Annotated in this window: 23 protein-coding genes; 12 read left to right on the top strand and 11 right to left on the bottom strand. The window is 43.9% G+C overall.

The window, feature by feature from the left end:
• Positions 1-95 precede the first annotated feature (95 nt).
• The gene (locus tag H6G17_RS07850; protein WP_192155865.1) at positions 96-2021 is read left to right on the top strand and encodes a caspase family protein; all 1926 of its coding nucleotides are present in this window, start codon (positions 96-98) and stop codon (positions 2019-2021) included.
• Between the two features lie 49 nt (positions 2022-2070).
• Here H6G17_RS07850 and H6G17_RS07845 read toward each other — a convergent pair whose 3' ends face one another.
• The 5 genes from H6G17_RS07845 to H6G17_RS07830 form a co-directional block, all read right to left on the bottom strand.
• Complete coding sequence (locus H6G17_RS07845) at positions 2071-2706, bottom strand: hypothetical protein (RefSeq protein ID WP_192155863.1); 636 nt, start codon at positions 2704-2706, stop codon at positions 2071-2073.
• A 130-nt stretch (positions 2707-2836) separates the two neighbouring features.
• Positions 2837-3400, bottom strand: a complete 564-nt coding sequence (locus H6G17_RS07840) for a RidA family protein (RefSeq protein WP_192155861.1) — start codon at positions 3398-3400, stop codon at positions 2837-2839.
• A 105-nt stretch (positions 3401-3505) separates the two neighbouring features.
• Positions 3506-3637, bottom strand: coding sequence for a hypothetical protein (locus H6G17_RS33955; RefSeq protein ID WP_277875955.1), 132 nt, complete (start codon positions 3635-3637; stop codon positions 3506-3508).
• Positions 3638-3653: 16 nt separating this feature from the next.
• On the bottom strand, positions 3654-5192 hold the full coding sequence (locus tag H6G17_RS07835) for an FAD-dependent oxidoreductase (protein ID WP_192155859.1): 1539 nt from the start codon (positions 5190-5192) through the stop codon (positions 3654-3656).
• 257 nt (positions 5193-5449) lie between these two features.
• Positions 5450-6964 carry an NAD(P)/FAD-dependent oxidoreductase gene (locus H6G17_RS07830; protein ID WP_192155857.1) on the bottom strand — a complete coding sequence of 505 codons (1515 nt, stop codon included), beginning with the start codon at positions 6962-6964 and terminating at the stop codon, positions 5450-5452.
• Positions 6965-7193: 229 nt separating this feature from the next.
• On the opposite strand from H6G17_RS07830, the gene H6G17_RS07825 reads away from it, so the two are divergent.
• The 4 genes from H6G17_RS07825 to H6G17_RS07810 all read left to right on the top strand — a co-directional run bounded on the left by H6G17_RS07825 (position 7194) and on the right by H6G17_RS07810 (position 10533).
• Positions 7194-7337, top strand: a complete 144-nt coding sequence (locus tag H6G17_RS07825) for a hypothetical protein (RefSeq protein WP_192155852.1) — start codon at positions 7194-7196, stop codon at positions 7335-7337.
• Between the two features lie 242 nt (positions 7338-7579).
• Positions 7580-8026, top strand: coding sequence for a hypothetical protein (locus tag H6G17_RS07820; protein ID WP_192155850.1), 447 nt, complete (start codon positions 7580-7582; stop codon positions 8024-8026).
• Between the two features lie 284 nt (positions 8027-8310).
• Positions 8311-9093 (top strand): ABC transporter ATP-binding protein, encoded by a 783-nt coding sequence (locus tag H6G17_RS07815; protein WP_192155848.1) that lies wholly within the window; start codon positions 8311-8313, stop codon positions 9091-9093.
• A gap of 48 nt (positions 9094-9141) precedes the next feature.
• Positions 9142-10533: an MlaD family protein gene (locus H6G17_RS07810; RefSeq protein WP_192155847.1), complete on the top strand. Its 1392-nt coding sequence runs from the start codon at positions 9142-9144 to the stop codon at positions 10531-10533.
• Positions 10534-10545: 12 nt separating this feature from the next.
• Here H6G17_RS07810 and H6G17_RS07805 read toward each other — a convergent pair whose 3' ends face one another.
• Positions 10546-10830, bottom strand: coding sequence for a DUF3288 family protein (locus tag H6G17_RS07805; RefSeq protein WP_192155846.1), 285 nt, complete (start codon positions 10828-10830; stop codon positions 10546-10548).
• A gap of 150 nt (positions 10831-10980) precedes the next feature.
• Here H6G17_RS07805 and rsmI point away from each other — a divergent pair, with 150 nt between their 5' ends.
• The 5 genes from rsmI to H6G17_RS07780 all read left to right on the top strand — a co-directional run bounded on the left by rsmI (position 10981) and on the right by H6G17_RS07780 (position 17122).
• Positions 10981-11865: a 16S rRNA (cytidine(1402)-2'-O)-methyltransferase gene (rsmI, locus tag H6G17_RS07800; protein WP_192155844.1), complete on the top strand. Its 885-nt coding sequence runs from the start codon at positions 10981-10983 to the stop codon at positions 11863-11865.
• Positions 11866-12054: 189 nt separating this feature from the next.
• Positions 12055-13344, top strand: coding sequence for a bifunctional sterol desaturase/short chain dehydrogenase (locus H6G17_RS07795; RefSeq protein ID WP_192155842.1), 1290 nt, complete (start codon positions 12055-12057; stop codon positions 13342-13344).
• A 605-nt stretch (positions 13345-13949) separates the two neighbouring features.
• Entirely contained in the window at positions 13950-14558 is a 609-nt protein-coding gene (locus tag H6G17_RS07790; protein ID WP_192155840.1) for a YqhA family protein, read from the top strand.
• A gap of 298 nt (positions 14559-14856) precedes the next feature.
• Entirely contained in the window at positions 14857-15885 is a 1029-nt protein-coding gene (locus H6G17_RS07785; RefSeq protein ID WP_192155838.1) for an isochorismatase, read from the top strand.
• Positions 15886-15919: 34 nt separating this feature from the next.
• Positions 15920-17122 (top strand): glycosyltransferase, encoded by a 1203-nt coding sequence (locus H6G17_RS07780; protein ID WP_192155836.1) that lies wholly within the window; start codon positions 15920-15922, stop codon positions 17120-17122.
• On the opposite strand, the gene larE is transcribed toward H6G17_RS07780, so the two are convergent.
• The 3 genes from larE to H6G17_RS07765 all read right to left on the bottom strand — a co-directional run bounded on the left by larE (position 17089) and on the right by H6G17_RS07765 (position 22043).
• Positions 17089-17907 carry an ATP-dependent sacrificial sulfur transferase LarE gene (gene larE, locus H6G17_RS07775; RefSeq protein WP_192155834.1) on the bottom strand — a complete coding sequence of 273 codons (819 nt, stop codon included), beginning with the start codon at positions 17905-17907 and terminating at the stop codon, positions 17089-17091. The two genes, H6G17_RS07780 and larE, sit on opposite strands and share 34 nt — an antisense overlap.
• Positions 17908-18047: 140 nt before the next feature.
• Positions 18048-20261 (bottom strand): GAF domain-containing protein, encoded by a 2214-nt coding sequence (locus tag H6G17_RS07770; RefSeq protein ID WP_242038293.1) that lies wholly within the window; start codon positions 20259-20261, stop codon positions 18048-18050.
• A gap of 285 nt (positions 20262-20546) precedes the next feature.
• Positions 20547-22043, bottom strand: a complete 1497-nt coding sequence (locus H6G17_RS07765; RefSeq protein WP_192155821.1) for an ATP-binding protein — start codon at positions 22041-22043, stop codon at positions 20547-20549.
• Positions 22044-22311: 268 nt separating this feature from the next.
• On the opposite strand from H6G17_RS07765, the gene H6G17_RS07760 reads away from it, so the two are divergent.
• Positions 22312-23178 carry a branched-chain amino acid ABC transporter permease gene (locus H6G17_RS07760; protein WP_192155819.1) on the top strand — a complete coding sequence of 289 codons (867 nt, stop codon included), beginning with the start codon at positions 22312-22314 and terminating at the stop codon, positions 23176-23178.
• Positions 23179-23199: 21 nt separating this feature from the next.
• Here H6G17_RS07760 and H6G17_RS07755 read toward each other — a convergent pair whose 3' ends face one another.
• The gene (locus H6G17_RS07755; protein WP_192155817.1) at positions 23200-23349 is read right to left on the bottom strand and encodes a photosystem I protein PsaX; all 150 of its coding nucleotides are present in this window, start codon (positions 23347-23349) and stop codon (positions 23200-23202) included.
• Positions 23350-23468: 119 nt separating this feature from the next.
• Positions 23469-24371 carry a lipoyl synthase gene (gene lipA / locus H6G17_RS07750; RefSeq protein WP_192155815.1) on the bottom strand — a complete coding sequence of 301 codons (903 nt, stop codon included), beginning with the start codon at positions 24369-24371 and terminating at the stop codon, positions 23469-23471.
• Positions 24372-24804: 433 nt separating this feature from the next.
• Here lipA and H6G17_RS07745 point away from each other — a divergent pair, with 433 nt between their 5' ends.
• The gene (locus H6G17_RS07745; protein ID WP_192155813.1) at positions 24805-25362 is read left to right on the top strand and encodes a response regulator; all 558 of its coding nucleotides are present in this window, start codon (positions 24805-24807) and stop codon (positions 25360-25362) included.
• Positions 25363-25587: the final 225 nt, after the last annotated feature.

The following is a 25587-nucleotide window of genomic DNA, read 5'->3' as shown; positions in this document are numbered from 1 at the left end:
CATCAAGCTTTCATGGGCTTGTATGAAAAAACACTTGGAATTCGTGTAGGGACTGGTGGCGACGCATCTACAGGACATCAGGGAGGAAGTCACCAATGGCTAGAGTGGCATTGCTGATCGGCGTAAGCGATTACGGACCTGGTTTTAACTGGCTACCTGGGGTCGGAAAGGACTTGGTAGCAATGCAACGGGTCTTACAGCATCCAGAAATGGGTGGTTTTACAGAGGTAGAAATCCTCAAAAATCCCGATCCGCTGACAATACAATTAGCGATCGCGACTTTATTTAACGCCCAGACACGCCAGCCGGATGACTTAGTATTGTTATATTTCTCCGGTCATTACGTCAGCGATCGCTATGGCAGATTTTACTTTCCCACTCGCTTAACTTGTAAAAATCCAAACGGAGAACTGGTTGCACCAACTGCAATCCCATCCCATCTAATTAAAAATATCATGAATGACAGTCCGGCAGAACAACAGGTTGTCATTCTCGATTGTTGCGCTGACAATTCTATTGTTGTAGATGAATGGACGCAAAATCCCATGATGGGCAACCTCCAACAGCAGTTAGGAGGAATAGGTAGGGTAATATTGACAGCTGGAAATACAGCAACAGAATGTTCTCATAAGGGATTTGAACTCTCAACATATACTCATTACTTAGTAGAAGGAATTGAAACTGGCGCAGCAGATTTAGATCGCGATCGCATAATTTCTGTAGCAGAAATGCATCAGTATATTAGGAGAAGACTAGAAGAAAACTCGACAAATTTAGCACCAAATATACACGCATTTGACGATCCGCAGCAGATTTATTTAGCTAAAGCAACCATTAGAAGAACAGCACTTTGGTGGTTGGAAAATGCAACGCTCAATACAGCGATCGTAGCTCATAGTAAAGGTACAGACGATCGCGGTACAGATTGGGAAGCAGACCGTCAGAGTACGGTAGCAGTTTTAACTAGCGAAATGCAGGAAAAAACGGTAGAAGACGATCTCGTTCAACGCCAACCAAAATCTTGGTTGGGAGCAGTTACACTGACAGTTTTGGCAGTATTAGGGATAGCTTATGGTGCAACTCGCTGGCAAGATTTGCGCCAGCTATCCATGAGCGAAACTATTGCCGCAGACACGACATATAATCACCAAGTACCGACGGTACTCGAACATGTTAATACTGTTTGGTCGCTGGCTTTTAGTCCTGACAGTCAAATTTTAGCTAGCTGTGGTAACGATCGCGCAATTAAGTTGTGGAGTTTAAAAACTGGAGAATTAATTCGGACAATTCTTGATGCTCATGCAGGCGCAATTTGGTCGGTGGCGATCGATCCTGGCGGAGATAAATTAGTTAGCGGTAGTAGCGATCGCACGATTAAAGTTTGGAATTTGCAAACCGGGGAACCGATCCGTACCTTGCGGGGACATACAGATGCAGTTCGTGCTGTGGCTGTGAGTCCCGATGACAAACATATTGTCAGCGGTAGTAGCGATCGCACGATTAAAGTTTGGGATTTAAGTACGGGAGTTTTACTGCGAACTTTGAGCGGACATACAAGTGCAGTTCGTGCCGTAGCAATTAGTCCCAATGGTTACACGATTGTAAGTGGTGGTGCAGACAATTTAGTCAGAGTTTGGAATTTAAACACGGGACAATTACTCAGCACGCTACAAGGGCATACTAGTCGAGTCATTGCGATCGCCATGAGTCCCGATGGAAATATAGTTGCCAGTGGTGGAAATGACAACACAATTAGGCTGTGGAATTTACAAACTGGAGATTTATTATATACTTTGAAAGGGCATTCAGACCACATTAATTCTCTGGCTTTTCGAGCGGACGGACAAGTACTAATTAGCGGTGCAGAAGACCATTCCATCAAATTATGGAATCCGCGATCGGGCGAGCTGCTCAATACTTTAAGCAAACACGATGAAGATGTTTATGCAGTAGCTATAAGTCCTGATGGTAAAACTCTTGCTAGTGCAGATAAAGCAGGGGAAATTAAACTGGGACAGTGAACGTTTATCAGTACAACTAGCCACTAGCCACTAGCCACTGATAACTAATTTACCTGTAACCGGGATCTTCTTCTTCTAGGCTGGCTCCACTTGGGCGCGAATTAACTGGAGGTAAACTATTAGCAGGTGGAGATGTGTTGCTTGATGGTCTTACCGTAGGCGGGGTAGGAATGGGAACTGGAGGGGTGGAGATTGAAGGAGTAGAGGAGGTTGGGGGAGTTGAGGGACGGAAAGTCGGCGCGTTAGGCGTAGGAGAAGAGGGCTGCTGTTCGGCTTCTATTAGACCAAGCAATACCCCAGAACTCGTAAAATATTGGCTCCAGTTTTGAATTTGAGGTTGCTTTTGCCAATCAAAGCGAGAAACTTTGGCAAATAATAGAGGTGCTTCTTGTCCGTTACGTTCGCCAAAAATGCGGACGGACATTTCGCGCAACTTGGAGTTTTCTTGAAATCCTAGTCGGGTCAAGTTTGCGGCGATGATTTCCGCTTGTTGGATTAGCTCGGCAAAAGATTGGGGACGAGTGATGTTGACGGTAAAATCAACCTGTTTGGACTGAGTACTTTCTAGGGTCTGGGAATTGCGTGTAAAGTCTACAACCTCTACTGGATTGGCTGTTACGGGAGAGATTGCGATCGCCCAACTACCTAAAATAAATACCGTACCCAAAGTTCTGCTATGACTCATAGCTACAGCCTGATGTATACAAATTCGCTTTAACGCTACTTGAGTTACTCTACCGCTTAATTGCTCCCCAATTGTATAGATGCACGCAAGATTTTTAATTCCGAATTCCGAATTCCGCGCTCCCTAATTCTTAACGTTTGGGATAAACGGCGACGGCTTCAATTTCAATTAACCAACCAGGATCGACCAAACCAGCCACAGCCAGGGTAGAACGAGCTGTTTTGACTGGATTTTCTGGATTGTTGAAAAATTGAGCGTAAGCGTCAAACCAACCCTGGTAATCGACTTGATTGTCCATTGCGGGATCTGCCACCAGATAAACGCGCAGATAGACCACATCAGATAATGACAGGTTCACATCTGCCAACAAAGCTTGAATTCGTTCTAGAATACCGATCGCCTGAGTTTTCGTATCGCCATAGCGATCGCGCGTCCGCAGTGGAGCATCGGGATTAATGACTGGTGGGACTGTGCCACTCGTCCAATAGTAAGCTTGGTCTTCCGGTACGGCGACGGCTGAAGCAATTGAAGAGGTTGGCGAACCGTAAAAAACGACTTTTTCTGGTGAAGTTGGTTTGGCTACAGCTTGAAGATGAATCCCAAATATTTGCAGACCAATTAAGCTAGCACAAACAATTGCTAAAAACCAAACACTAACCTTTCCAAGTTGAAATTGATTGATGAAGCGTTTCATAGTTAATTTTTGGGTGATTTTTGGGTAACGATCGAAAATCAAAAGTCAAGCATTCGTAGGGGCGGGTTTAGCCAAAAATTCATGCCGACAGCAAGAAATCTACCTTCAAAACCCGCCTGTACGGGAGTTTCTGAGGGGCGGGTTTAGCCAAAAATTCATGCCGACAGCAAGAAATCTACCTTCAAAACCCGCCTGTACGGGAGATAGGAGAATGTCAATAAAATCCCGATTGCGCACCAATGACCAATGACACTCATAGAGCCACAATCTGTGTAGAGACGAGACGAGCAGATTCAAAAGCACCAGCCATCCAACCTGTGAGATAACTGAGATGTTCGCCGCACAAATAGATGTTGCCATCTGGTTGATTCAGTCGTGGATAGTATGTTGTTCTGACATTAGTAGTGTATTCTGCCCATCCACCTTTGCTATAAGGCACTGTTGACCAGAACAGCGAAAAGCCATTCTCAAAGTGGTTGTTATATTGCGGGTGAATTTTACTCCCTTGTTCCAATGCTAAAGCTACGCGGTCTGCGGGGGCGAGAGTTCCGACTGTCTCGGCTGTTGAACCAAAGTTGTAGTAGCCCAAAACTACGCCTTTTTGAGACAGATAACCTGTTGAGGGATACCAGATCTGAGTGATGTCTTGGTCAGTTTGAGTGATACCACCGAAGATATCTTCGTCATCTTCCCAGAAACGACGGTTGAACTGTAACGCACTTTTACCCGTGACGGCATATTCCACGCTGGCGATCGCTTCTTTCATGTCGGGAGCGAAATCAGAGGGAATATCTTTCAGTACTGATAGAGGAATATTACAGATGCAGTAGTCGGCTGTTTCTTGCTTGACATTACCCGATTTATCTTTGTACAAAATTTGCACACCATCGGGAGTCTTGCGAATTTCTGTCACCACTGCACCATAAGTAGTGAATCGTCCCACTTGCTTTTCAAAAGCTTTGGCGATCGCATCCATTCCTCCTATAGGTTCAAACATGGTCATTTGCTGGTTGAAGCCAAATTCAGCAGCTTCGTTCCCAGCAAATCCCAATTCCAACAGCGCACTCAAGTCGTAAGGGTCGTTAACGACTCCAGGCGCATCGCCCGCTCCTTGATATGTGGAGTAACCGCGTCGGCTGGAACCTTTGTAAAATAAATCTGGGTTTAAGCCGCCGTAGGTACGGAGAAATTCAATCATTTTCTCCTTATCTTCCACAGTTAGAGGTGCATCAACTGCATCTTTACTAATTGCCTTCGCTAAGAGTTCGGAAATGTATCCCCGCATATCGGCGATCGCCTCGCGAAAATGAACCTTGCGACCGGATAGCGATCCTGCGTTTTCACGGTAAATATATTGCTGGCGGCTGAGGTTGACTATGACTTCTAACGGAACACCCAGTTCTTTGCAATAGTCAATCGTGACGTGATGGTAGGGAATCCGAGCGGGACCGGGGTTAAAATATTGTCCGCGATCGAATCCAATGGTCTGTGTCTGACCTAGAGTATCGGTGAATTTATCTCCTGTGCGAACTGTCCAGCAACGACCCCCTGAACGTTCTCTGGCTTCTAAAATTTTGCATTGGTAGCCGACTTTGCTCAATTCATAAGCACACGTCATGCCACCCAAACCAGCACCGAGAATGATAATACTTTTACTACCTCCTCGACGCTGAAGTTGAAACGGTGATTTTTGTGCTATTGCTGGTTTTTCGATCAAATCCAAAGCTTGCATGACTGCATAGGTCGTACCAGCAGACGCAGCAATCCTCGTGATAAAGTCTCTTCTTCTCACGTCCAATCCTCAATTATTTGGCTGCACAAAAAATGGCAAAAAGATGTAGTTTATACATCATTTGCACTGCAAAACTATATGAGCGGGAGTAGATACTGAATGCAGCGTAATTTTTGCGACATGACTCAAAATATGGCGAATAACAGCCAAAGAGTGTATTTACGATGACAGTTCGATTTGTAATAATAATGAGTTTTGTAACTACTACTTTGCATAAAAATGAGTTTTGTAACCGTCCGCGATCGCGGTATTTTTAGTTACTGAATATTCAGCAATTCTGCTATCTGCTGCGGTTGAACTAGAGTATTGGCACACAAAATTCCTGAAGCGGCAACAGCTGGCACGCCAATTCCAGGCGTGGTACTATCACCAACGCGATATAATCCCGAAATCGGAGTGTGAGTACTGGGAAACATACCCTTACCAGCCGCGATCGCCGCTCCATAAGTTCCCTGGTAACGTCGTAAATAATGCGCGTGAGTTAACGGCGTACCGATCAGTTCTAAGACAATTCTTTGTCTAATATCTGGAATAACTCGTTCTAAAGCACGATATAAAGATTGCGATCGCTCTTTTTTCCGTTCTTGGTAACGATTATCTCGCTGCCAATCTTCGTGCGGTTCTAAAGTATAGGCGTGAACTACATGATGTCCCGGGGGTGCAAGAGAAGCATCCCACACTGAGGGAATGGAGATCATGCAGGTGTTACCAGGAGTTGTAATGTCGCGTTCTGCATCGTGTACGACAACATGATGTCCGGTTAAATTGTCCAACCCCTCGGCTTTAATACCCAAATGCAGGTGCATGAAACTATCTACAGCTGGCGTAGCTAACGCTGTCTGTCTGTAGGATGCGGGTAAATCTTCTGGCTGTAATAATTTGCCGTAAGTATCCCAAATGGAAGCGTTGGAGATAACAATTGGTGCATGAAGGATTTCTCCCTTTCGCAAGCGCACGCCCGTAACTCTGCCAGATTCTACTAAAATTTGCTCGACATGACAGCCCAAGCGCAACTCGCCACCCCAACGTTTCAACCCGCGTACTAAAGCATCGACGATCGCCCCACTACCCCCAATTGGATACTCTACCCCAGCACGAGAGCGTTCGCCTAACATAAAAGCAACTTCTGGGGCGATCGTTCCATGTGCTTTTAAACCCGATAGTAGGAAACATTCTAAGTCAATCAGTCGCCTCACCCAGCGATCGCTCACTTCCCGATCCATGACTTGTCCCACGGAACTTTGGACTAAACCCAAATGGGGTAACATTTTGACTAATGAGGGCAAGCAACGCCCCATCAGAACGGGTATCAGTTGCCAATCAGCCCGTAATAATATTGTGGGAATGCCCTGTAAAGTGTCGTACAAGGGTAGCAAGCGCTGAATAAATCGCTCTAATTCTTTCGATCCTTGAGGGGTAAATTGCCTTACTGCTTCTAGATAGCGTTCCTGTTGGCTGTAAACAGGTAAAGTTCCTTCAGGAAAATGGTAATGTCCCAAAGGATCGTAAGGTATGGCTGGGAGAGTTTCTTCTAAAACATTCAAGACTTGACGCAGGGGGTTGCGGCTGTGGGAGTCGTTTAAACCGCAGTAGAAGGAGGGACCGGAATCGAAATGAAATCCCTGGCGAGAAAAACTATGGGCTGCACCCCCAGCTATGGTATGACTTTCACAGACTGTGACTCTTTTGCCATAACGAGATAATAAAGCAGCGGTAGTCAAGCCACCTATACCGCTACCAATGACAATGACATCTACGTCGCGATCGCTCATTTGTTAATTTTTCTTGTTGAGACAACTTGATATTAGACGTTTTACAGGGGTATTTTTTTATGTCGCGCAAAGACGCAAAGACGCAAAGAAGGGCATCGAGAAATTTACTTTTGTAAACATTCTACTGAAATAGAGTTATTTATTATTGATAGATTTATAGTTTTAGTTGATTGTCTATTATCACTATTAAGCAAATAATATTCTGAAATTTCTAATGAGGTATAAGTTTATGGACAATAACGAAAGCTTAATTTCTGAAATAAACCAAATTAATTTGGAACTACCAAAAGTATATGAAATTCTGAAAGAGGATTATCACATTATAGCAATACTTGAAAGTAAAACCAGAAAAAATGGTGGTTTGCAGTTTTAGACCAGTTTCGAGCGTGGATACCTACTATTTGGGAGAAGTTATCTCTAATTGGTTTTTTCTTAGTATCTATGCGAATTAATGTCGTATTAAATCATATGAGTTACATAACGGTAAATAACAGTTTTTATAAAAAAAAAGGAGCATATGTTTTATTCTATATTTGTCTTTTTTCAGTTACTTTACTACTATTTTGGATACCAAAAGGCATCCGAATAGTTAAATCTATAAAAAGGCAAGACAAGATGAAGAAAGAACAGTTTTTTAAAACTTTAGATGAAAGCGAACATAGAAGTTTAAATGATATTGAGCTGATTGATAAACTTTGTAAAGATGTCAGTCAGTTAACTCTTAAATATGCATTAGCAGAAATTAACAATTTACTAGAAGCAAGACAAGAAAAAGCTAAGAACGATTTTAAGCTTTTGCCAATCTTCACAATGACTCTTGTTATTACTATTATTTATGTGTTAGGTATCCCTGTAGAATTTTTTGGTAATCCCTTACTTTATGGAGCGATCGCAGGAGTATCAGGAGTTGTAATTACTGCTAAACCAATAATTGAATTTACCGCGGAATCAGGATTACAATCAGGAATTTTTGCACTCAAGCGTAGTGTATTTTTACTAGAACAAGCGAAGAGCATATTAGAGAATATTGAAAAAGAAAATATTCAAAATATTAAAAGTTAAGCAAAATTGCTTAGTATGCTGAGAGTCTTATTAACAAAAGTTTACAAATAGAGATATGGCAAAGCTCTCCTGCTACTTCAGTTGCAAAATGTTATAACAAAGACCGCGATCGCCTAGACAAATAGGCGGGTACACTTGGATTGTCATCAAGGGTTTAATTAAAATAAGCCAAAATAGATCGAAGAATAGCAAAATGCTAAAACTGCTACGAGTGAGGTAATGGACTAAACTGTGGAAGTACAACCGAACAGTGAAACTAGCCGCTATAACTTCACAATCTGCTGATGGCTGAGCCAATAATCGAACTCAAAGGTGTAAGTAAATCATTTGGTAGCAACCTGGTTTTAGATCGAGTCGATCTGACGATCTATAAGGGAGAAGCTTTAGCCATCATCGGTCCTTCCGGTACGGGAAAATCGACGATTCTCCGGTTGTTGGCGGGATTACTAACTCCTGATGAGGGAGAAATTTACGTCAAAGGACAGATGCGAGAAGGCTTAATTGAAGATAAGGCAGACCCAATCGGAATTGGGATGGTGTTTCAACAAGCAGCTTTATTTGACTCGTTGACGGTAGAAGAAAATGTCGGCTTTTTCTTATACCAACACAGCCGACTATCGCGCCAGCGGATTCGAGAATTAGTCAACCGCAGCTTAGAGATGGTGGGTTTACCAGGAATTGGCGATCGCTATCCGGCAGAGTTATCGGGTGGAATGCGCAAGCGGGTGAGTTTTGCCCGCGCGATTATTTCTAACCCCGACAACCCCAAAGATCGATCGGAAGTTTTACTTTATGACGAACCGACGGCGGGACTCGATCCAATTGCTTCGACTGTAATTGAAGATTTAATTCGTGAGTTGCAATGCTTGGCAGGAGTTTGTAACACTTACGCGATCGTTACCCATCAAGACAGTACCATCCGCCGTACAGCCGATCGCATTATTTTTCTCTATCAAGGTAAATTGCAGTGGGAGGGAACGGTGGACGATATCAACAAGACAGATCATCCAATGGTGCGACAGTTTTTCAGTGGCAAAGTAGAAGGACCAATTCAGGTAATTGGTTAGTAGGGGTGCAATACAGTGCGCCTGAGTCAGTGAATCGAGGAGAAAACGATGCGATCGCGTGCAGTTAGAGAAGGTTCGGTGGGTTTATTGTTATTGCTAGGAATGGGAATATTTATTGCCATCTTTCTATGGATTAGAGGTTTAACTGTGGGTGAGAGAAGCTACAGCTTTACAGTTGAATTTCCCAGAGTCAACGGTTTACTAGAAGGAGCAGCTGTAAGATATCGAGGGGTAACAATCGGTAGGATTGCCAGCATTCGTCCGCAAGTTAATGGCGTGGAAGTAACTGTTGAAATTTCTCCAGCCAATGTTGTGATTGCCCGCGATGCGATTATCGAAGCTAACCAGTCGGGGTTTTTGGGTGAAGTGAGCGTCGATATTACGCCTCAAAGAGAAGTTCCAACAGAACAAGTGACCGCTAGAGCGCTCGATCCCAAATGCGATCGCGCTTTGATTGTCTGCAATGGTTCCCGTCTCACTGGTGAAATTGGCGTTAGCACTGACGAATTAATTCGCTTTACTACCCGCTTTGCTAGCGTCTACAGCAATCAAGAACTCTATGAAAATATTAATGCGGCGATCGAAAACACTTCAATCGTTGCCGCCGATGTGTCTCGACTGACGCGCGAACTTACGACATTAACCAAATCGACACGACAGCAGCTAGACAACCTTGCAGTTACAGCCGATCGAATTACAGCCACGACAAATAAAACCGCCAGTCAATTTGGAGCCACAGCCAACCAAGTTCGATTGACAGCAGAGCAAGCAAACGATTTAATTGCTAATCTTAATCGTCTCGTCACTGAAAATCGCACTTCCCTCGTCGCTACTTTAGACAATCTCACCCAAACAAGCAAACAACTCCGTTCTAGCGTCGAAACTCTCACACCCACAGTTAACCGCGTTACCCAAGGACAGCTTATAGAAAATTTAGAAACCCTCACAGCCAATGCTACTGAAGCTTCAACTAATTTACGCGATGCTTCTAAAGCGCTAAATAGTCCTAGTAATGTCTTGGCACTACAACAAACCTTAGATTCTGCGCGGGTAACATTTCAAAACGCCCAGAAAATTACCTCCGACTTGGACGAACTCACGGGAGATCCTTCATTTCGGGACAGCATTCGCCAACTCATCGAAGGCTTGAGTGGTTTAGTTTCTTCTACACAGCAGGTAGAACAGCAAGTTCAAGTCGCTAATACGCTTGATTCTGTGGCAGTTGCAGCACAGGAGAGACAAGGGGGAATTGCGGTCGGTAGGGACGGGTTTCCAAACCCGCCCGTACGGGAGTCGGGAGTAGGGAGTTGGGGACAAGAGAGACAAGGCAGCAATTCTAGTCACCAGCCACTAGCCACTAACCACTCACTCCTCACCCCTAGAACAGAGACTCCCCAATGGTTGCTGAAACTCAAGGAAAGTGTAAAACAGGACAAGTAAAGTCAAGGCTAATCAGCTCCAATCTTCTTCGTCTCTAACTGCATTTTGGTAGATGGAGGTAATAGCATGAATTTGACGGGTTTTTTCGTATAAGGTATCTTCCGTTAAATTCCATTTCTGCATGACTGCGTCTAGGTCTGATTGGATGTCTCTAGCTCCAGGGAAGCCGCGATAACGAATTCGCAGTCGTGCTAGCTCTGCCAAATTGTAATCGCTGACGGGATCGGTTTGCAGGCGATCGACGATCGCGCGATCGCGTCTGTACAAGGGATGTTGTTGGTCTTTAGTTTCTGTCATTTATCAGTTATCAGTAAAGAGTGGTGCGTGGTGAAGCCAGCAGTTGCAGAGGTGTCCTCCGCAATAAAGCTGCGTCGTGGTGCGTGGTGCGTGTTTTAATTGTGAATTGTGAATTGATAGTTGCTCCCTACCCCTTACTTGCTCAAAGAAATGGAACCAAAACCAGGGACGCTATACGTAGTTGGAACGCCAATTGGTAATTTAGAAGATATCAGCTTTCGGGCAGTGCGGATCTTGCAGTCGGTAGATGCGATCGCGGCGGAGGATACTCGCCACACTGGGAAGTTATTGCACCATTTTCAAATTAAAACACCACAACTGAGTTATCACGAACACAACCGTAACAGCCGCATTCCCGAAATTATCGATCGGTTACAAACAGGTAAAGCGATCGCTTTAGTGACAGATGCCGGAATGCCGGGAATTTCCGATCCTGGGTATGAGTTAGTTCAAGCTTGCGTCGAGGCAGAGATAACAGTTGTCCCGATTCCTGGTGCGAGTGCTGTAATTACGGCTTTGAGTGCTGCGGGTTTACCTACGGATCGGTTTGTGTTTGAGGGTTTTTTGCCAGCTAAAGGCAAACCCAGACGCGATCGCCTAGAGTTTTTGCAGACAGAATCCCGCACGATAATTTTATACGAAGCTCCGCATCGTTTGCGTCAAACTTTACAAGATTTAGCCACGGGATTTGGGGCAGAAAGACAAATCGTGCTAGCGCGAGAACTGACGAAATTACACGAAGAGTTTTGGCGGGGCAAGATTGAGGAGGCGATCGCCCATTATCAACAAAAAGAACCACAAGGAGAATACACCCTAGTTGTAGCAGGCATGGAATGGGTAAAACCCCAGCTATCGGAAGCAGAAATTCAGGCAGAATTGCAAAAATTGATTTTAGCCGGAGTATCGCGATCGCAGGCTAGCCGTCAGTTGGCAAAGGCGACTTCTCTATCGCGCCAGGAAATCTATCAATTGGCTTTAGCAATTCCGAATTTGCCCCTTTCTGCATCACCGATACCAGACATCCAGAATGAATAAAGCCGCATCTAATATCGCACCTGCCTGTAGCTAGTTGGAGCTATTAGTCTAAACTAATCCTATGAGCGCCTTCAAGCGCCAATGCCGTTTCGCGAATCTTTGCCCCCCTTAATAAAGGGGGGTTGAGGAGATCGGTGTCGCAAAATCGAAACGAGCTGTAGTCTCAAGTGTGAGGGGTTTGAAAGATTTATGATGTCCGTTTTCGCTGCCACTGTGACATGCACGGCATGGATAGTTGGATCTGTCCTCTGGGTAGAACTCGTGCGGGATGCGTACCACGTCTTATCGCATCGAGTGCCATTTTTATATCGGCAGCACGTCTGGCATCATCGCGTCTTTCGCCGAGATTTGACTTTTGCGAGTGCCGACATTTATTGCAAAGCACAGTGGCATAATGACTTGCCGGAATGCTTAGTCATGCTGCTACTTTCCTTCGGTGCGTGGTATCTCTGCTACTGGCGATCGCCTGCCTATCAGTGGGCAGCCTTGGCGGGAACTGCCTATACAATGATGTTTTTAGTGAGTTGTATCGCCCGTGGTAGCGGTAGCGAATGGGCAAGGGAAGCTACAGATTTAACTCATATGCCTGGTGCGTTTACTTCTCCTCCCGCACGCTGGTTTGTAAATCGTACCTATCACTGGCGACATCACTTTGATGATGACGATGCCTATTTTTGCGGTACTTTTACTTTGGTGGATAAGCTTATGGGTACAGCATTGGCACTGAAAGGAAAAACAATTGCAGTAACTGGTGCGTCGGGAACGTTGGGGCGATCGCTATTATTACACCTCCACCAGGCGGGGGCAAAAGTCATTGCCCTGAGTTCTCAATCCGAACCCGTGACGCTAAGCGTTGACGGTAAAACCCTAGCAGTGAAAACGGTATCGTGGCAGGTAGGGCAAGAAGCCGAATTATCCCAGTTGTTAGAAAAAGTTGATATTTTAATCCTCAATCATGGCATTAACGTGCATGGCGAAAGAACGCCAAATGCGATCGCCAAATCTTATGAGGTTAACACTTTCTCCTCTTGGCGACTGATGGAAATGTTTCTCGCCACAGTCCGTACTAACGAAGATATTGCCACAAAAGAAGTATGGGTAAACACATCGGAAGCCGAAGTTAGTCCTGCTGTTAGCCCCTTATACGAGCTTTCCAAGCGGACTTTAGGCGATTTAATTACTTTACGGCGGTTAGACGCTCCTTGTGTCATCCGCAAGTTGATTTTGGGACCATTCAAAAGTAATTTAAATCCAATTGGAGTCATGAATAGCGATCGCGTCGCGAAACAAATTATTGCCCTAGCTCAGCGCGATGTTCGTAATATTATCGTGACAATCAACCCTTTGACTTACATCTTATTTCCGTTAAAAGAATTTTTTGTTTCGCTCTATTTTCGGTTATTTAGTCGTTCTGGTAATTTATCGCCATCAGGCGATCGCTCTGAGTCAGCAAAAATTAAAGCAGGGATCGAACGATAGAGCGAAAAATTTTAATCTATGAATTCTTCGTCAATCGTGTAGCTGGAGAAGGGAACCTGTCACCCTTCTGATGCTCGTTTTCGTCTCTATAGGCATGATGAATCTATTGAACGATTATCAACGAATTTTTTATCGCTGACAAACTCGTCACTTTTTTACCCCAAGTTTGTCACCTACTTAGATTTAATCTAGAACCAGTGTAAAGAACCTTTGATTGTATAGCGTGTCTATTTGAGTTGCGAACCAACGAGTGAGGATTGTCATTTGTCATTTGTCATTTTTGAAAGCACAATTAGCAGGTTACAGACAGATGGACGATATTTTCACAATTGGTTTAGATCCGCTATATACATCTAGATACTTTTTAGTGGTGATAGAGGCTCTGTCGATGAAATTGTTCTGACATCAAGAGCTAGAAAGGGGGTGTTTCATAGCAGGCGGATAGCGTTTGAATACAGGATTGCGCTGTGAGATTTTGAGACTTGCCACTAGCTCAGTTGCACTACAAGTTAGGACTGATTACACCTGTAGAACTTCAAATTGCATTTGACCGAGAAAAATCAAAAACTTTGTATTTTTCATAAAACGATCGAGGAGATTTCTTCATGCGTCAGCTACTAGCTTCTGCAAGATATATCATGTTTCTGCCTGCCTTATCTAATGTCTTAGCGGCATTGGTGTTGATGATCTATAGCGCGAAACAAACCTTGTTTATTATTCTTGAACTTTTGAGTAAAACCATCACGGTTGGAAAAGTCCCCAAAGTCACTCTTTTCAAAACTGCTATTAGCTTTATTGAGATAGTAGATATCATGCTTTTAGCTACTGTAATTTTGATCTGCGGTCTAGGCTTGTACGAGCTATTTATTGGTGGTTTAAAACTTCCAAATTGGTTGTTAATTCGCAATCTAGACGATCTCAAAGAAAAGCTAATTAAGTCAGTAATAGCTGTGATAGCGGTTCAGTTTCTTGTGGCAGTGGTACATAATGATAGCAATTTGTTATCCTATGGTGCAGCAATATCTATGGTAACTGTTGCCTTGGCAATTTTTACTAATTTGTCGCATAGCGCCAAGAAAAAGCTTCAAGCTGAAGATGAAGTTTATAAGACAGAAAAAGTTATCAAACACATTTTACATAGGCATCAAGATTCAGCAGAGCAGCCGCAAAATATTACATCAATTCATCCACAATCCGATCGCCGTGCTAGTTAGGGTTGTATGGCAACAATTGCTCTCAGTAACCGTATAGCTCCTACAATCGCAAACTTGTAGAGGATAATTTTGAACCCAGATCCAAATTTATTTGCGGATCTGGGTTCAATCTCTTCGTGGGCTATGCGGATGATAATTTTGTAGCACTCAAAGATGTAATTGATTATAATAATGGTAAATAATACCATAATAAAAATAGCGCATGAGGCTAACGGTTTGAACCCGCGCAGGCGGGTTTTGCCTGTGTAGGCGCAAATTCTATTCGTCTAACTGCAATTCGTCCAAAGAACAAAACCCCATGAGTACAACCACCCAGTTACCAATTCCCTCTCACTTTGCACCAGAGAAAGTTGGCCAAGTCTGGCGCGTCCCTTACCAACAACGGGAAGCAGCAGCGCGAGAGTGGACAAAAAAATATCAAATCCAACCAGCATCAGCAGATAAAACTCAAGTGTGTTTGCTACTAATTGACGTACAAAATACTTTTTGCATTCCCAGTTTTGAATTATTTGTGGGTGGACAATCCGGTACTGGGGCAGTCGAAGATAATCGGAGACTATGTGAATTTATTTATCGTAATTTAGGAGTTATTAGCGCGATCGTACCGACACTAGATACGCACACGGCAATACAGATTTTTCATCCAATCTTTTGGATTAACCAAGATGGAGAACATCCAACACCATCTGCAACAAATATTACGCCTATAGATATCGAACAAGGGATTTGGCAAGTTAATCCTGCTGTAGCGTATAGTTTAAAATTGGACTATAGTACGCTCCAAAAACACGCTTTACATTACGTCAATCAACTGAGTCAGCATGGCAAATATCCCCTCACAGTTTGGTCTTATCATGCCATGTTAGGTGGCATCGGTCATGCTTTAGTTTCTGCGGTAGAAGAAGCGGTATTTTTCCATTGTATTGCCCGCGATAGTCAAACTCAATTTGAAATTAAAGGGAATAATCCATTAACAGAAAACTATTCCGTCTTGCGTCCCGAAGTTCTTGACGGTGCAGACGGCAAACCAATTGCTCAAAAGAATTCTCGGTTAATTCAACAACTATTAGAATTTGATGCTGTTATTATTGCAGGGCAAGCTAAAAGCCATTGTGTGGCTTGGACTGTAGATGATTTATTAACTGAAATTCAGCAAGTCGATCCGAGTTTGGTTCGGAAAGTTTATCTGTTAGAAGACTGTACTTCTGCTGTTGTCGTACCTGGTGTAGTTGACTATACCGAACAAGCAAATGCAGCTTTTCAAAGGTTTGCTGATGCTGGAATGCAAATCGTGAAATCAACTCAACCTTTGGCGATCGCTAGTTAACCTAACTGAAGCATTAATCGAGGAGAAGCCTATTGTGCTGATTGGTTATAAATTCGATGCCTATCCAGAGAAAAGAAATATTATCGACATAGTTCCCGATACTAAATACAAAAAAGTTCGCGATTTTTTTCTAATGAAACAGAGGATTGCAAGCCAGTTAAATCAGCTTGCTAACCGAGAGATATTTTCTATAATTGACTCTTACAATCAATTTTACGATTTCGATTTGAATCGAGTTAGCCTTTTACATTTTTTCAATACAATCAGTTATGGTTCTACTCCCTGGATTACGACATTTGAAACATTTTTACCGAGATTGAATTGCTTGCTTTCATGTCCGAGCGATCGCGACTTAGAACTCGATTTTTCTGCTCTGAAAACTGAAGCCAAAATACATAAAGCTTTTCAAGCAATTTCTCGCGATGCTTGTCGGCAAATTATCGCTATGTCTGATTGCAATGCGAATATGCAAAGAAGGCTGCTAAAGGAATTTTCTGAATATCAAGAAAGCATAGAAAGCAAACTGATAGTTATGAATCCGCCACAAAGGGTGTTTGTTTCTAAATATGCAGATAAAAATTTGAGCCTGGATGAAACGATAAAATTTATATTTGTTGGTTCTTCTTTCTTTCGCAAAGGAGGGCAAGAAATTATTCAGACATTAAAAGCTTTAAAAGATCGATATAAATACAATCTTGAGTTAACAGTTATTAGCTCTCTTAATATTGATAATTATGCTACTAAAGAGACGCTTGCTGATGTTGAACAAGTAAAGCATTTGCTCCAGCAATCTGACTGGATTAATTATTTTCCCCAATTACCCAATCACGAAGTTATTGAATTGATGAAAAAGGCGCATATCGGTTTATTACCAACTTACGCTGATACGTATGGCTACTCTGTTTTGGAATTTCAAGCAGCAGGGTGTCCTGTGATTACAACTAACGTCAGAGCTTTAGCCGAAATCAATAATAATCATGTAGGATGGACGATCGAGGTTCCTAAAAATAGTTTAGGAGAAGCAATTTACACGACAAAAGAAGATAGAGACACCATCAGTAAATTAATTCGTGAAGGAATCGAGCAAGCAGTACATGAAATATTTGCTAATCGCGCGATAATCCTAGAGAAATCTCAGAACTCGATATCTAGAATTATCGAGCATCATTCCATCGATCGCTACGCGGCAAAGTTAAGAAATATCTACCTCGAAGCAATCGGCGCGGACAAAACTTGATTGAGCTTTCCACTCCGATAACCTTCTAGATCGAGCGTGACGTAGACAAAACCATAACTTTGAAATGCCGCAGTCAGCGCCACCAAATCTGTCTGGGCGACAAAATCTTTAATCAGATCGGGCATTAACTCAATTCTTGCCGTATCTCCCTCCGATCGCACCCTTAAATTTTGCCATCCCAACTTGCGTAGATATATTTCTGCCCTGCCTACCCGCTGTAGCTTAGATACAGTAATCTCTTCGCCATAGGGAAAGCGGGAACTGAGACAGGGTTGGGCTGGTTTATCCCACCAAGACAAGCCCAATTGTTGCGATAATTGCCGTACTTCGGCTTTTGTCACTCCTATTTCTGCCAGAGGCGATCGCACGCCGCGTTCTTTCGCCGCCTGAATCCCTGGGCGATAATCGCGTAAATCGTCAGCATTCACCCCATCGACAATATAAGGATATCCCCATTCCTTTGCCAAGGGTTTGAGCGTATCGTGTAACTCGCTTTTACAGAAATAGCAGCGATTCACGGGATTGGCAGTGTAATTTGGATTGTCCATTTCATGCGTTTGAATAATTCTATGGACAATTCCGATTTGTGCTGCTTGAACTTGGGCATCTTCCAATTCTTCGGGCAACAAAGAAGGAGAAACAGCCGTAACCGCGATCGCGCGATCGCCCAAAACATCAGTAGCAATCTTAGCGACTAAAGTGCTATCCACACCCCCAGAATAGGCAATCAACGCCCGTTCCATCTGGGCAAACAAAGCCTTTAACTGCTCTAGTTTTTGTAACATCAGTCTGAATCTACGATCGGCTCATCCCTATTGTAAGGTTATAGACAGTTGGTTGTTGGTAATGGGTAATAGGTAACGGGTAATTATTCTCCCTTGTCCCCCTTGTCCCCTTCTTCCCTGCTCCCTGCTCCCTGTGCTCCCTACTCCCTACTCCCTGGCAAAGACAAAGTAAAACAACTACCACGCCCCAATTCTGAGCGAACGGTAATATCGCCCCCGTGTAGTTGAGCGAGGCGACGCGACAAGGCTAAACCCAGTCCCGTACCTTCATACTTCCGGTTCAAACCACTATCAACTTGGTGAAATGGTTGAAAAATTGCTTCACAATCTTCTAGCGCAATACCAATTCCAGTATCTATGACTGAGAATAAAATTTGTTGAGATGTTTGTTCAATGCGTAACGTAATCGAACCCGTATCCGTAAATTTGAGCGCGTTAGATAATAGATTGACTAGAATTTGATTCAAACGCCGTCGATCGGCAGTACAGGTTATTGCCTCAGAAGCGATCGCCAAATGAAATTCTAATCCCCGCTGCCGACAACGTTCTTGAAAAAGAGATAGACAAGCTTGTGCTATATCTTCAATAGATAAGGTTTCTGGGGTTAATTCTTCTTTTCCTGCTTCAATTTTAGTGAGGTCGAGTAAGTCATTGATCAGGTCTAATAAATGCTTGCCAGAGGTATGAATGCATTCAACATATTGTTTTTGTTTGGCATTTAACGAACCAAAAATTTGTTCCATTAATACGCCAGAAAAGCCTAAAATGCCCGTTAGAGGTGTCCGCAGTTCGTGACTGATATTACTTAAAAACTCGCTCTTAGCTCGATTGGCTATTTCTGAAACCAATTTTTCTGCTTCTAATTCTTGGGTACGTTGTTGGACTAATTCTTCTAAACGCTCGTAACTTTGTGCATTATAGAGGGCGATCGCAGCTTGATCGGCAATTTGTTGCAACAAGTAAATTTCTTCGTGAGTAAAAGTGCGATAAGCGTTAGTAGTCTGTAAAGATAGACCACCGAAAAGGCGATCGCGAATAAAAATTGGGACGCTCAAAACAGAACGAGTACTTGCTTGTTCTATTTGCATCTGTCTAATTCTCGTAGAAGGCAATTGAGAGTAGTCAGGAGCGTGAAAATAGCGCCGACAGTAAAAATCAGAGTCAGGATCTATCAGATCGATCCATTCTGATTTGGGAAATTGGAGATTGAGCATTGAGTAAATCCGATCGTTCGCTCGCCACTCTTTCAAAATTTGCACTGAGTCTGTATCGACAGAAAAGATTAACAGTCGATCGACATCAAAACATTCGCCAGTCAGTCTGACAATTTCTTGTAAAATAAAATCTGGATCGAGAATAGAATTGAGTGCCTGACTGATCTGATTGAGAGTTTGCTGGCGGTGTAATTGCTGCTGTACTTGAGAAAATAATTGGACTTGATGAATGGCGATCGCGCACTGGTCGCTAATTGCTCTGACTAGAGAAATCTCTTGCTCCGTCCAATGTCGTTCTCGATCGCATTGGTGCAGGATAATTCCACCCAGAAACGACTGACGATACAACAAAGGGGCGATAATCAAAGCGCGAATGTTACACTCTCCGGCAGCGTCTCTAACTGCCATAGGGACGTTCTCATCCATATCGCGAACGATAACCATCTCTCCCCGCAGCAGTTTATCTTTATAAAAAGGGTAAAGAGAGCATTCATGTCCTAGCAAATGTTCTCGTTCTCTGGCCGCAGCGCTGATATGATAAATTCCCATTTGGGCTTGAGAATTTGGCTGAAAAATTAGGCAACGACTCAAACCCAAAGCTTGGTGCAGCATATCTGCTGTAATTTGCAGCACCTCATCCAGTACCAAAGTTTCGCGCATGGCGTGGACGATGTGATTGATAATTGCCTGTTGCTGCGCTTGGAGTTGAGTGTGGGCTGCGGCTTGCTGCTGTTGGCGACGAAGTTCAAATTCTTGCAGCGATCGCTTCAATACTACGGGTAGGCGAAACAACCGCTCTTTCATGACATAATCTGTCATGCCTGCTTTGATGCAATCAACTGCTGCCTCTTCTCCCAAACTGCCAGTCACCAGAATCAGTGGAATCTCATGCCCAGATGCCTGCAAAAGTTGCAACACCTGATATGCCGTAAACTGAGGTAACCGATAATCTGCCAAGATTGCATCGTAAGTTTGAGTTTGCAGCAGGTGCTGGCACTCACTCTGACTTTTGGCGATATCGTAGGTAAATGCGATCTGGGCGGATTCAAGGGCAAGTATCATCAAATCGACATCTGCCTTTACGTCTTCTACGATTAACAGGTGAAGTTGCGCGGCAATTGACAATTCTTGCCGCTGCATAACCTGAGAATGCTCTAGAGTCTGCATAATTGGCTGAGCAGAGGGCGAGGACAGGGGTTTATATGGCAATAGCATCCAGTACGAACCAATACGGCGAATGACACCGATTCAGGTTTTAAAATCTAGTGATTTCACTACGTGGCTGCTGATTTCCAGAGCGTAACATGCATTTCAGTTATTGTCTGCTGCTGTGGTAGTCAAGATTACCTAAGATCCGATCTTGAGCGACTCTGCTTGGACGAATAACATCCTAGCTGGCGAAACTTCTACTCCGCTCTACTATCTTCAGGAAAGTCTAAATTTCATCAAAAAAGTAGCACCTTGCTGGGGTACGCTCTCAGCCCAGATTTTACCACCATGACGGTGAACGATGCGTTGGACGATCGCTAATCCAATACCCGTACCTTTAAATTCTGTTTGGGAGTGCAGCCGCTGAAAGGCTCCAAACATTTGCTCGGCATATTCCATCTGGAAGCCTACCCCATTGTCCTTAACAAAAATTGTGGTGTTATCTCCTGGCAGCGTGCCAATTTCTATTCTGGCTGGTTGGCGATCGCTACTAAATTTCACCGCATTGTCAATTAGGTTGGCAAAAACTTGTCGTAATAAAATTGGATCGCCGTCGATTGTAGGCAAGTCACCAACGATAAATTCGATCTGACGATCTGTGGGAGTTTGACTTTTAATTAAGGCGATCTCTGCCTCAACCAATTCTCGCACGCTTACAGAAACCTGCGCCAAAGGTTGCCGTCCGGCTCTAGACAAAGCCAATAAACCATCAATCAACTGTGTCATCCTGATGCTGCTATCTTGAATAGTCTGGATGTAACTAGCAATTTTGGGATCGGCGATCGCCTCAGTAGACTCCAAGCGCTGCGCCAAGGCATCGGCAAATCCGTGAATGTGGCGGAGTGGTGCGCGTAAGTCATGAGACACGGAATATGCAAAAGCATCTAGTTCCCCGTTTGCTAACTCCAATTGAGCCGTGCGCTCGCGCACTCGTTTTTCGAGAGTTTCATTCCACTGCTTGATTTTGACTTCGGCTTGCTTGCGTTGAGTAATATCCTCTACCAGTCCCACAATTCGATAAACTTTTCCGACGCGATCGTGAATTGGAAAGGCGCGAGAGAGTACCCAACGCACCGAACCATCGGGGCGGACGATCCGAAATTCATGATTAAACTCCTCCAACAGCTTCGTCCCCAGGGGCTTTTGCTCTAAAACGGCAATTAACGCGGCACTATCTTCAGGATGAATTCCCGCTAGGAAAGACGATGGCTGAGCGTACAAACTTTCACAAGTCCGCCCCCACATTTGTTCGTAAGCTGGATTGACATAGAGAATCTGCGTGAGTCCAGGGGTAGACATCCACAAGACTTCGCGTAAATTTTCCGCAATTTGACGAAACTGTGCTTCGCTCTGCCGCAATTGGGTAAATTGCTGTTCTAGAGAATCTGCTAGTTCGTTAAAAGATTGTGCTAATCGTCTAATTTCTAAGGGAGCATAACGTAATTTTGAAATGCAAACTCGAAAATTACCTTGCTCAGCCAATTGACGACTTGCTTGATTCAGAAGGCGCAACCAACGCCCCAGCACAACTTCAATTCCCACCCAGACGATCGCCATTGCAACCGTTGCGGCTAGCGTCAGTACCGTACACTCAAACTGAGGAACGCGATCGGCGTTATGAATGAAAAAGAACAGATATAGCGGTAAAACAGCCAGGACAACTAGAAATACTAGGTGTATATGGAGAGTGTTAAAAGATTTAGACCAGAGCATTAACAAAAGTTGAATTTAAAAACATGAAATGAATGCACTTTACAAGAGGCAAGAGGCAAGAGGCAAGTCGTAGGGGCGGGTTTAGCAAAAGAATTGACAGTTGAGGCAATAATTTTTGACTCAAAACCCGCCCGTACAGCAGTTGCAATGCACAATTAATTAATCTCTCGCCACCAGCCACCAGCCACTAGCCACTTCGTTGCTTTTGTACAGATTTTACCCATATCATCTCTACACTGATAACTGATAACTGATAACTGATACCTGTATGGACGCACAACTGGCTCAATTATTTGTTAATGGGGTAGCTGTAGGTAGCATTATTGCTTTAGCTGCGGTAGGACTGACGCTGACTTATGGCATTTTACGGCTGGCTAACTTTGCCCACGGCGATTTTATGACTTTGGGCGCTTATTTAAGTTTGCTAGCCAATACGAGCGGCATTAATATTTGGCTCTCAATGTTACTCGGAGCAATTGGCACTGTAGCAGCAATGCTGATATCTGAAAAGCTAATCTGGTCAAATATGCGATCGCGGCGTGCCACTTCCACCACGCTCATTATTATTTCGATTGGACTCGCTTTGTTTCTCCGTAATGGAATTATTTTAATCTGGGGTGGCAGTAACAAAAGTTACGATATTCCTACCAGTCCAGCTAGAGAAATTTTAGGAATCAGAATTCCCCAGAATCAACTTATAGTCATGCTTTTAGCAGTTATCGTTATTTTGGCGCTGCACTACTTGTTACAAAATACGAAGATTGGCAAGGCGATGCGTGCTGTTGCTGACAACCTCGACTTAGCGCGTGTATCTGGAATTGATGTCGATCGCGTCGTACTTTGGACGTGGGCGATCGCTGGCAGCCTCACGGCTTTAGGTGGTAGCATGTACGGCTTGATTACAGCCGTCAGACCGAATATGGGCTGGTTTTTAATTTTGCCGATGTTTGCTGCCACAATTTTAGGTGGAATTGGCAACCCATACGGCGCGATCGCTGCGGCTTTGGTGATTGGCGTTACCCAAGAACTCAGCACCCCTTTCCTCGGTTCTCAATATAAACAAGGTGTAGGGCTGTTTATCATGATTCTGGTGCTGCTCGTTCGTCCCAAAGGTTTATTCAAAGGCACGATATGAGCAACACCATTCCACTCAAAACTATTGGAGAATGTGGAAATAATAGGCTGCCACCAGGAAGTTGATAGCTAAGAGCAGTAATGCCCAACCCGTGCGAAACGGATAGGGAGGATTAGCATTACTTTTGGCTACATCCTCGCCAATAGCAGGTTTATTTGCTTGAGCAGACATAAGGTTTTTCTCCTCAAATTAAGAGCATCTATAGAAATACCAAACAGCTGTCATCCTTGCCTACTTTCGTTAAGAATATTTTTGTTAAAAGTGTGTGGTGCGCGATCGCTGACAACTGCTCACTGTTCTCCCGCGTGGTAGGAACTACGTACCAAGGGGGCGGAACGGACGTGGCTAAACCCTAGATCGCGAGCGATCGCGCCTAGTTGCTCGAATTCTTCGAGAGTCCAGTATTTTTGGACGGGTAGGTGTTCTAAGGAGGGGCGCATGTACTGCCCAATTGTCAAGCGATCGCAGCCTATTGCTCTCAGATCTGCCATCGTTTCGATCGCTTCTTCTACTGTCTCTCCATGCCCCAACATTAACCCAGATTTTGTCGGAATACTCGGATCGATTTCTTTGACTGCTTGCAGGACTTGCAACGAGCGATCGTATTTAGCTCCTCTTCTGACTCGTCCTTGCAGCCTTTTGACAGTCTCAATGTTGTGGTTGTAGCAAGCGGGTTTTGCCCCTACAACCATAGCAATTCTTTCCCTTTGTCCTACGTCTCCCGCGCCTGTACCACCCCAAAAATCAGCAGTTAATACTTCAATTTGCGTTTGAGGACTGCGATCGCGAATTGCTGTCATGGTAGCAACAAACCAACTTGCTCCTTGGTCAGCTAAATCGTCCCGCGCTACAGAAGTCAAGACGACATAGTGCAATCCTAGTGATTGCACAGCCTCTGCGACCTTCTGCGGTTCTTCTGGGTCGAGTGGCATGGGTGCGTGACCTTTATCCACTTGACAAAAAGCACAAGACCTAGTGCAAGTTGGACCCATCAGTAAAAAAGTGGCTGTTTTTTGGGCGTAGCATTCGCCTCGGTTCGGGCAGCGTCCCTCCTCGCAAATCGTGTGAATCTGTCGCTGCTTAATAATTTTTTGAACTGTAGATAATTCGCTTGCCTTACCAATCGGTCGGCGCAGCCATGATGGTAAAGCCTCAATTTCCGACTTGAACTCAGAACGAGAAGATAGAGTCATATATTCAGTGACCAGTGACCAACTTCCATTATTAACTACTAACCACCAATTACCCATTACCAATTAACCTTCCAATCAACAATTTGCCGACCGAAAATTTACCGAACTATATTTGTTTAAAGAAAATTTTGCGATCGCTCAATCAGTAAAAATTCCCTTGGAGACAAAACGCGAACAGCGTTAGGTTTAGTTCGTAGTTTTGTTGTGCAAGGTTAGCTAGAAAAGCAAGTTACTGGTGTAGTCCAGATGGCTGTTACTCTCACTTACGTGTTTCAATTGAGCGAGTTCGAGATGTTGGCGATCGAGAATTTAAACTTACAGTTAACTAATATCTGCTGCACTTACTTTCTAGACTGCATAACCAGATATTCTCGCCTTTAAATCGTATTTTTCCATCTTATTCCCCTTAAAATTCATTGCCGAGGAGTCAGTTGTGGCAAGTAACAAAATCGTAGTTATCGATGACAGCCGCGTAATTCGGATGCGCGTCAAAGAAATGTTGCCACCTGGCAACTTTGATGTTTTAGAAGCAAAAGATGGTTTGGAAGGACTCAACTTAATTCGTCAAGAACGACCGAACCTAATTATGCTTGATTTTTTGTTACCTAAGCTCAGCGGCTGGGAGGTATATCAGCAAATCCAACAAAATACCGAACTACAAAAAATTCCTTTAGTCTTAATGTCGGGACGCAAAGAAGAAGTTGTCGAGAAAATTCCAGAGCCATTCGAGTATTTTGAATTTATCCCCAAACCGTTCGAGCAAAAAGATTTAATTGGTGCAATTAAAGCGGCAATGGTTAAGTCCAAATTGCCGCGCCAAGGAGGAGCAACAGCACCGGCAGCGCCACAGGTGGCTGCAATGGCAACCGGAAATAGCACATCATCATCCGAACTGCAAGCTTTGAATGGAAAAATTGCTGCTATGCAGGCAGATATAGAACGGTTAAAACAGCAAATGGCACAAGTCATGACTGTGCTGGCTAGAAAATAACCTATAAGTTATAGCAGTCCTATTTGATTCGTGAAAAAATTGAAGTAGGGTGTGTTATCGCGCCGCGTAACGCACTCCCATACGCATAAGTGGTGCGTTACGCCATCATGCTAACGCACCCTACTGGTGTGGCAAGGCTAAAATAGTGCATTAAAATCAGCTGTTTCTTCGGTGACAAAAATCGGATAAAGATGTTTAAGTTTGACGCGAGCATCTTCAGTAGTA

It is taken from the genome of Chroococcidiopsis sp. [FACHB-1243] (genome assembly GCF_014696895.1).
In the GTDB taxonomy this organism is placed as follows: domain Bacteria; phylum Cyanobacteriota; class Cyanobacteriia; order Cyanobacteriales; family Chroococcidiopsidaceae; genus Chroococcidiopsis.
This window is presented reverse-complemented; position numbering and strand designations above follow the sequence as displayed.

Coding starts and splice junctions, on each gene's coding strand:
- H6G17_RS07805 (WP_192155846.1), bottom strand. CDS start 10,830: ATGACAGAAACTAAAGACCAACAACATCCCTTGTACAGACGCGATCGC.
- H6G17_RS07790 (WP_192155840.1), top strand. CDS start 13,950: ATGCGTCAGCTACTAGCTTCTGCAAGATATATCATGTTTCTGCCTGCC.
- H6G17_RS07820 (WP_192155850.1), top strand. CDS start 7,580: ATGAAGAAAGAACAGTTTTTTAAAACTTTAGATGAAAGCGAACATAGA.
- H6G17_RS07755 (WP_192155817.1), bottom strand. CDS start 23,349: ATGTCTGCTCAAGCAAATAAACCTGCTATTGGCGAGGATGTAGCCAAA.
- H6G17_RS07815 (WP_192155848.1), top strand. CDS start 8,311: ATGGCTGAGCCAATAATCGAACTCAAAGGTGTAAGTAAATCATTTGGT.
- H6G17_RS07765 (WP_192155821.1), bottom strand. CDS start 22,043: ATGCTCTGGTCTAAATCTTTTAACACTCTCCATATACACCTAGTATTT.
- larE (WP_192155834.1), bottom strand. CDS start 17,907: ATGTTACAAAAACTAGAGCAGTTAAAGGCTTTGTTTGCCCAGATGGAA.
- H6G17_RS07785 (WP_192155838.1), top strand. CDS start 14,857: ATGAGTACAACCACCCAGTTACCAATTCCCTCTCACTTTGCACCAGAG.
- H6G17_RS07845 (WP_192155863.1), bottom strand. CDS start 2,706: ATGAGTCATAGCAGAACTTTGGGTACGGTATTTATTTTAGGTAGTTGG.
- H6G17_RS07850 (WP_192155865.1), top strand. CDS start 96: ATGGCTAGAGTGGCATTGCTGATCGGCGTAAGCGATTACGGACCTGGT.
- lipA (WP_192155815.1), bottom strand. CDS start 24,371: ATGACTCTATCTTCTCGTTCTGAGTTCAAGTCGGAAATTGAGGCTTTA.
- H6G17_RS07825 (WP_192155852.1), top strand. CDS start 7,194: ATGGACAATAACGAAAGCTTAATTTCTGAAATAAACCAAATTAATTTG.
- H6G17_RS07830 (WP_192155857.1), bottom strand. CDS start 6,964: ATGAGCGATCGCGACGTAGATGTCATTGTCATTGGTAGCGGTATAGGT.
- H6G17_RS07770 (WP_242038293.1), bottom strand. CDS start 20,261: ATGCAGCGGCAAGAATTGTCAATTGCCGCGCAACTTCACCTGTTAATC.
- rsmI (WP_192155844.1), top strand. CDS start 10,981: ATGGAACCAAAACCAGGGACGCTATACGTAGTTGGAACGCCAATTGGT.
- H6G17_RS07795 (WP_192155842.1), top strand. CDS start 12,055: ATGATGTCCGTTTTCGCTGCCACTGTGACATGCACGGCATGGATAGTT.
- H6G17_RS07840 (WP_192155861.1), bottom strand. CDS start 3,400: ATGAAACGCTTCATCAATCAATTTCAACTTGGAAAGGTTAGTGTTTGG.
- H6G17_RS07810 (WP_192155847.1), top strand. CDS start 9,142: ATGCGATCGCGTGCAGTTAGAGAAGGTTCGGTGGGTTTATTGTTATTG.
- H6G17_RS07760 (WP_192155819.1), top strand. CDS start 22,312: ATGGACGCACAACTGGCTCAATTATTTGTTAATGGGGTAGCTGTAGGT.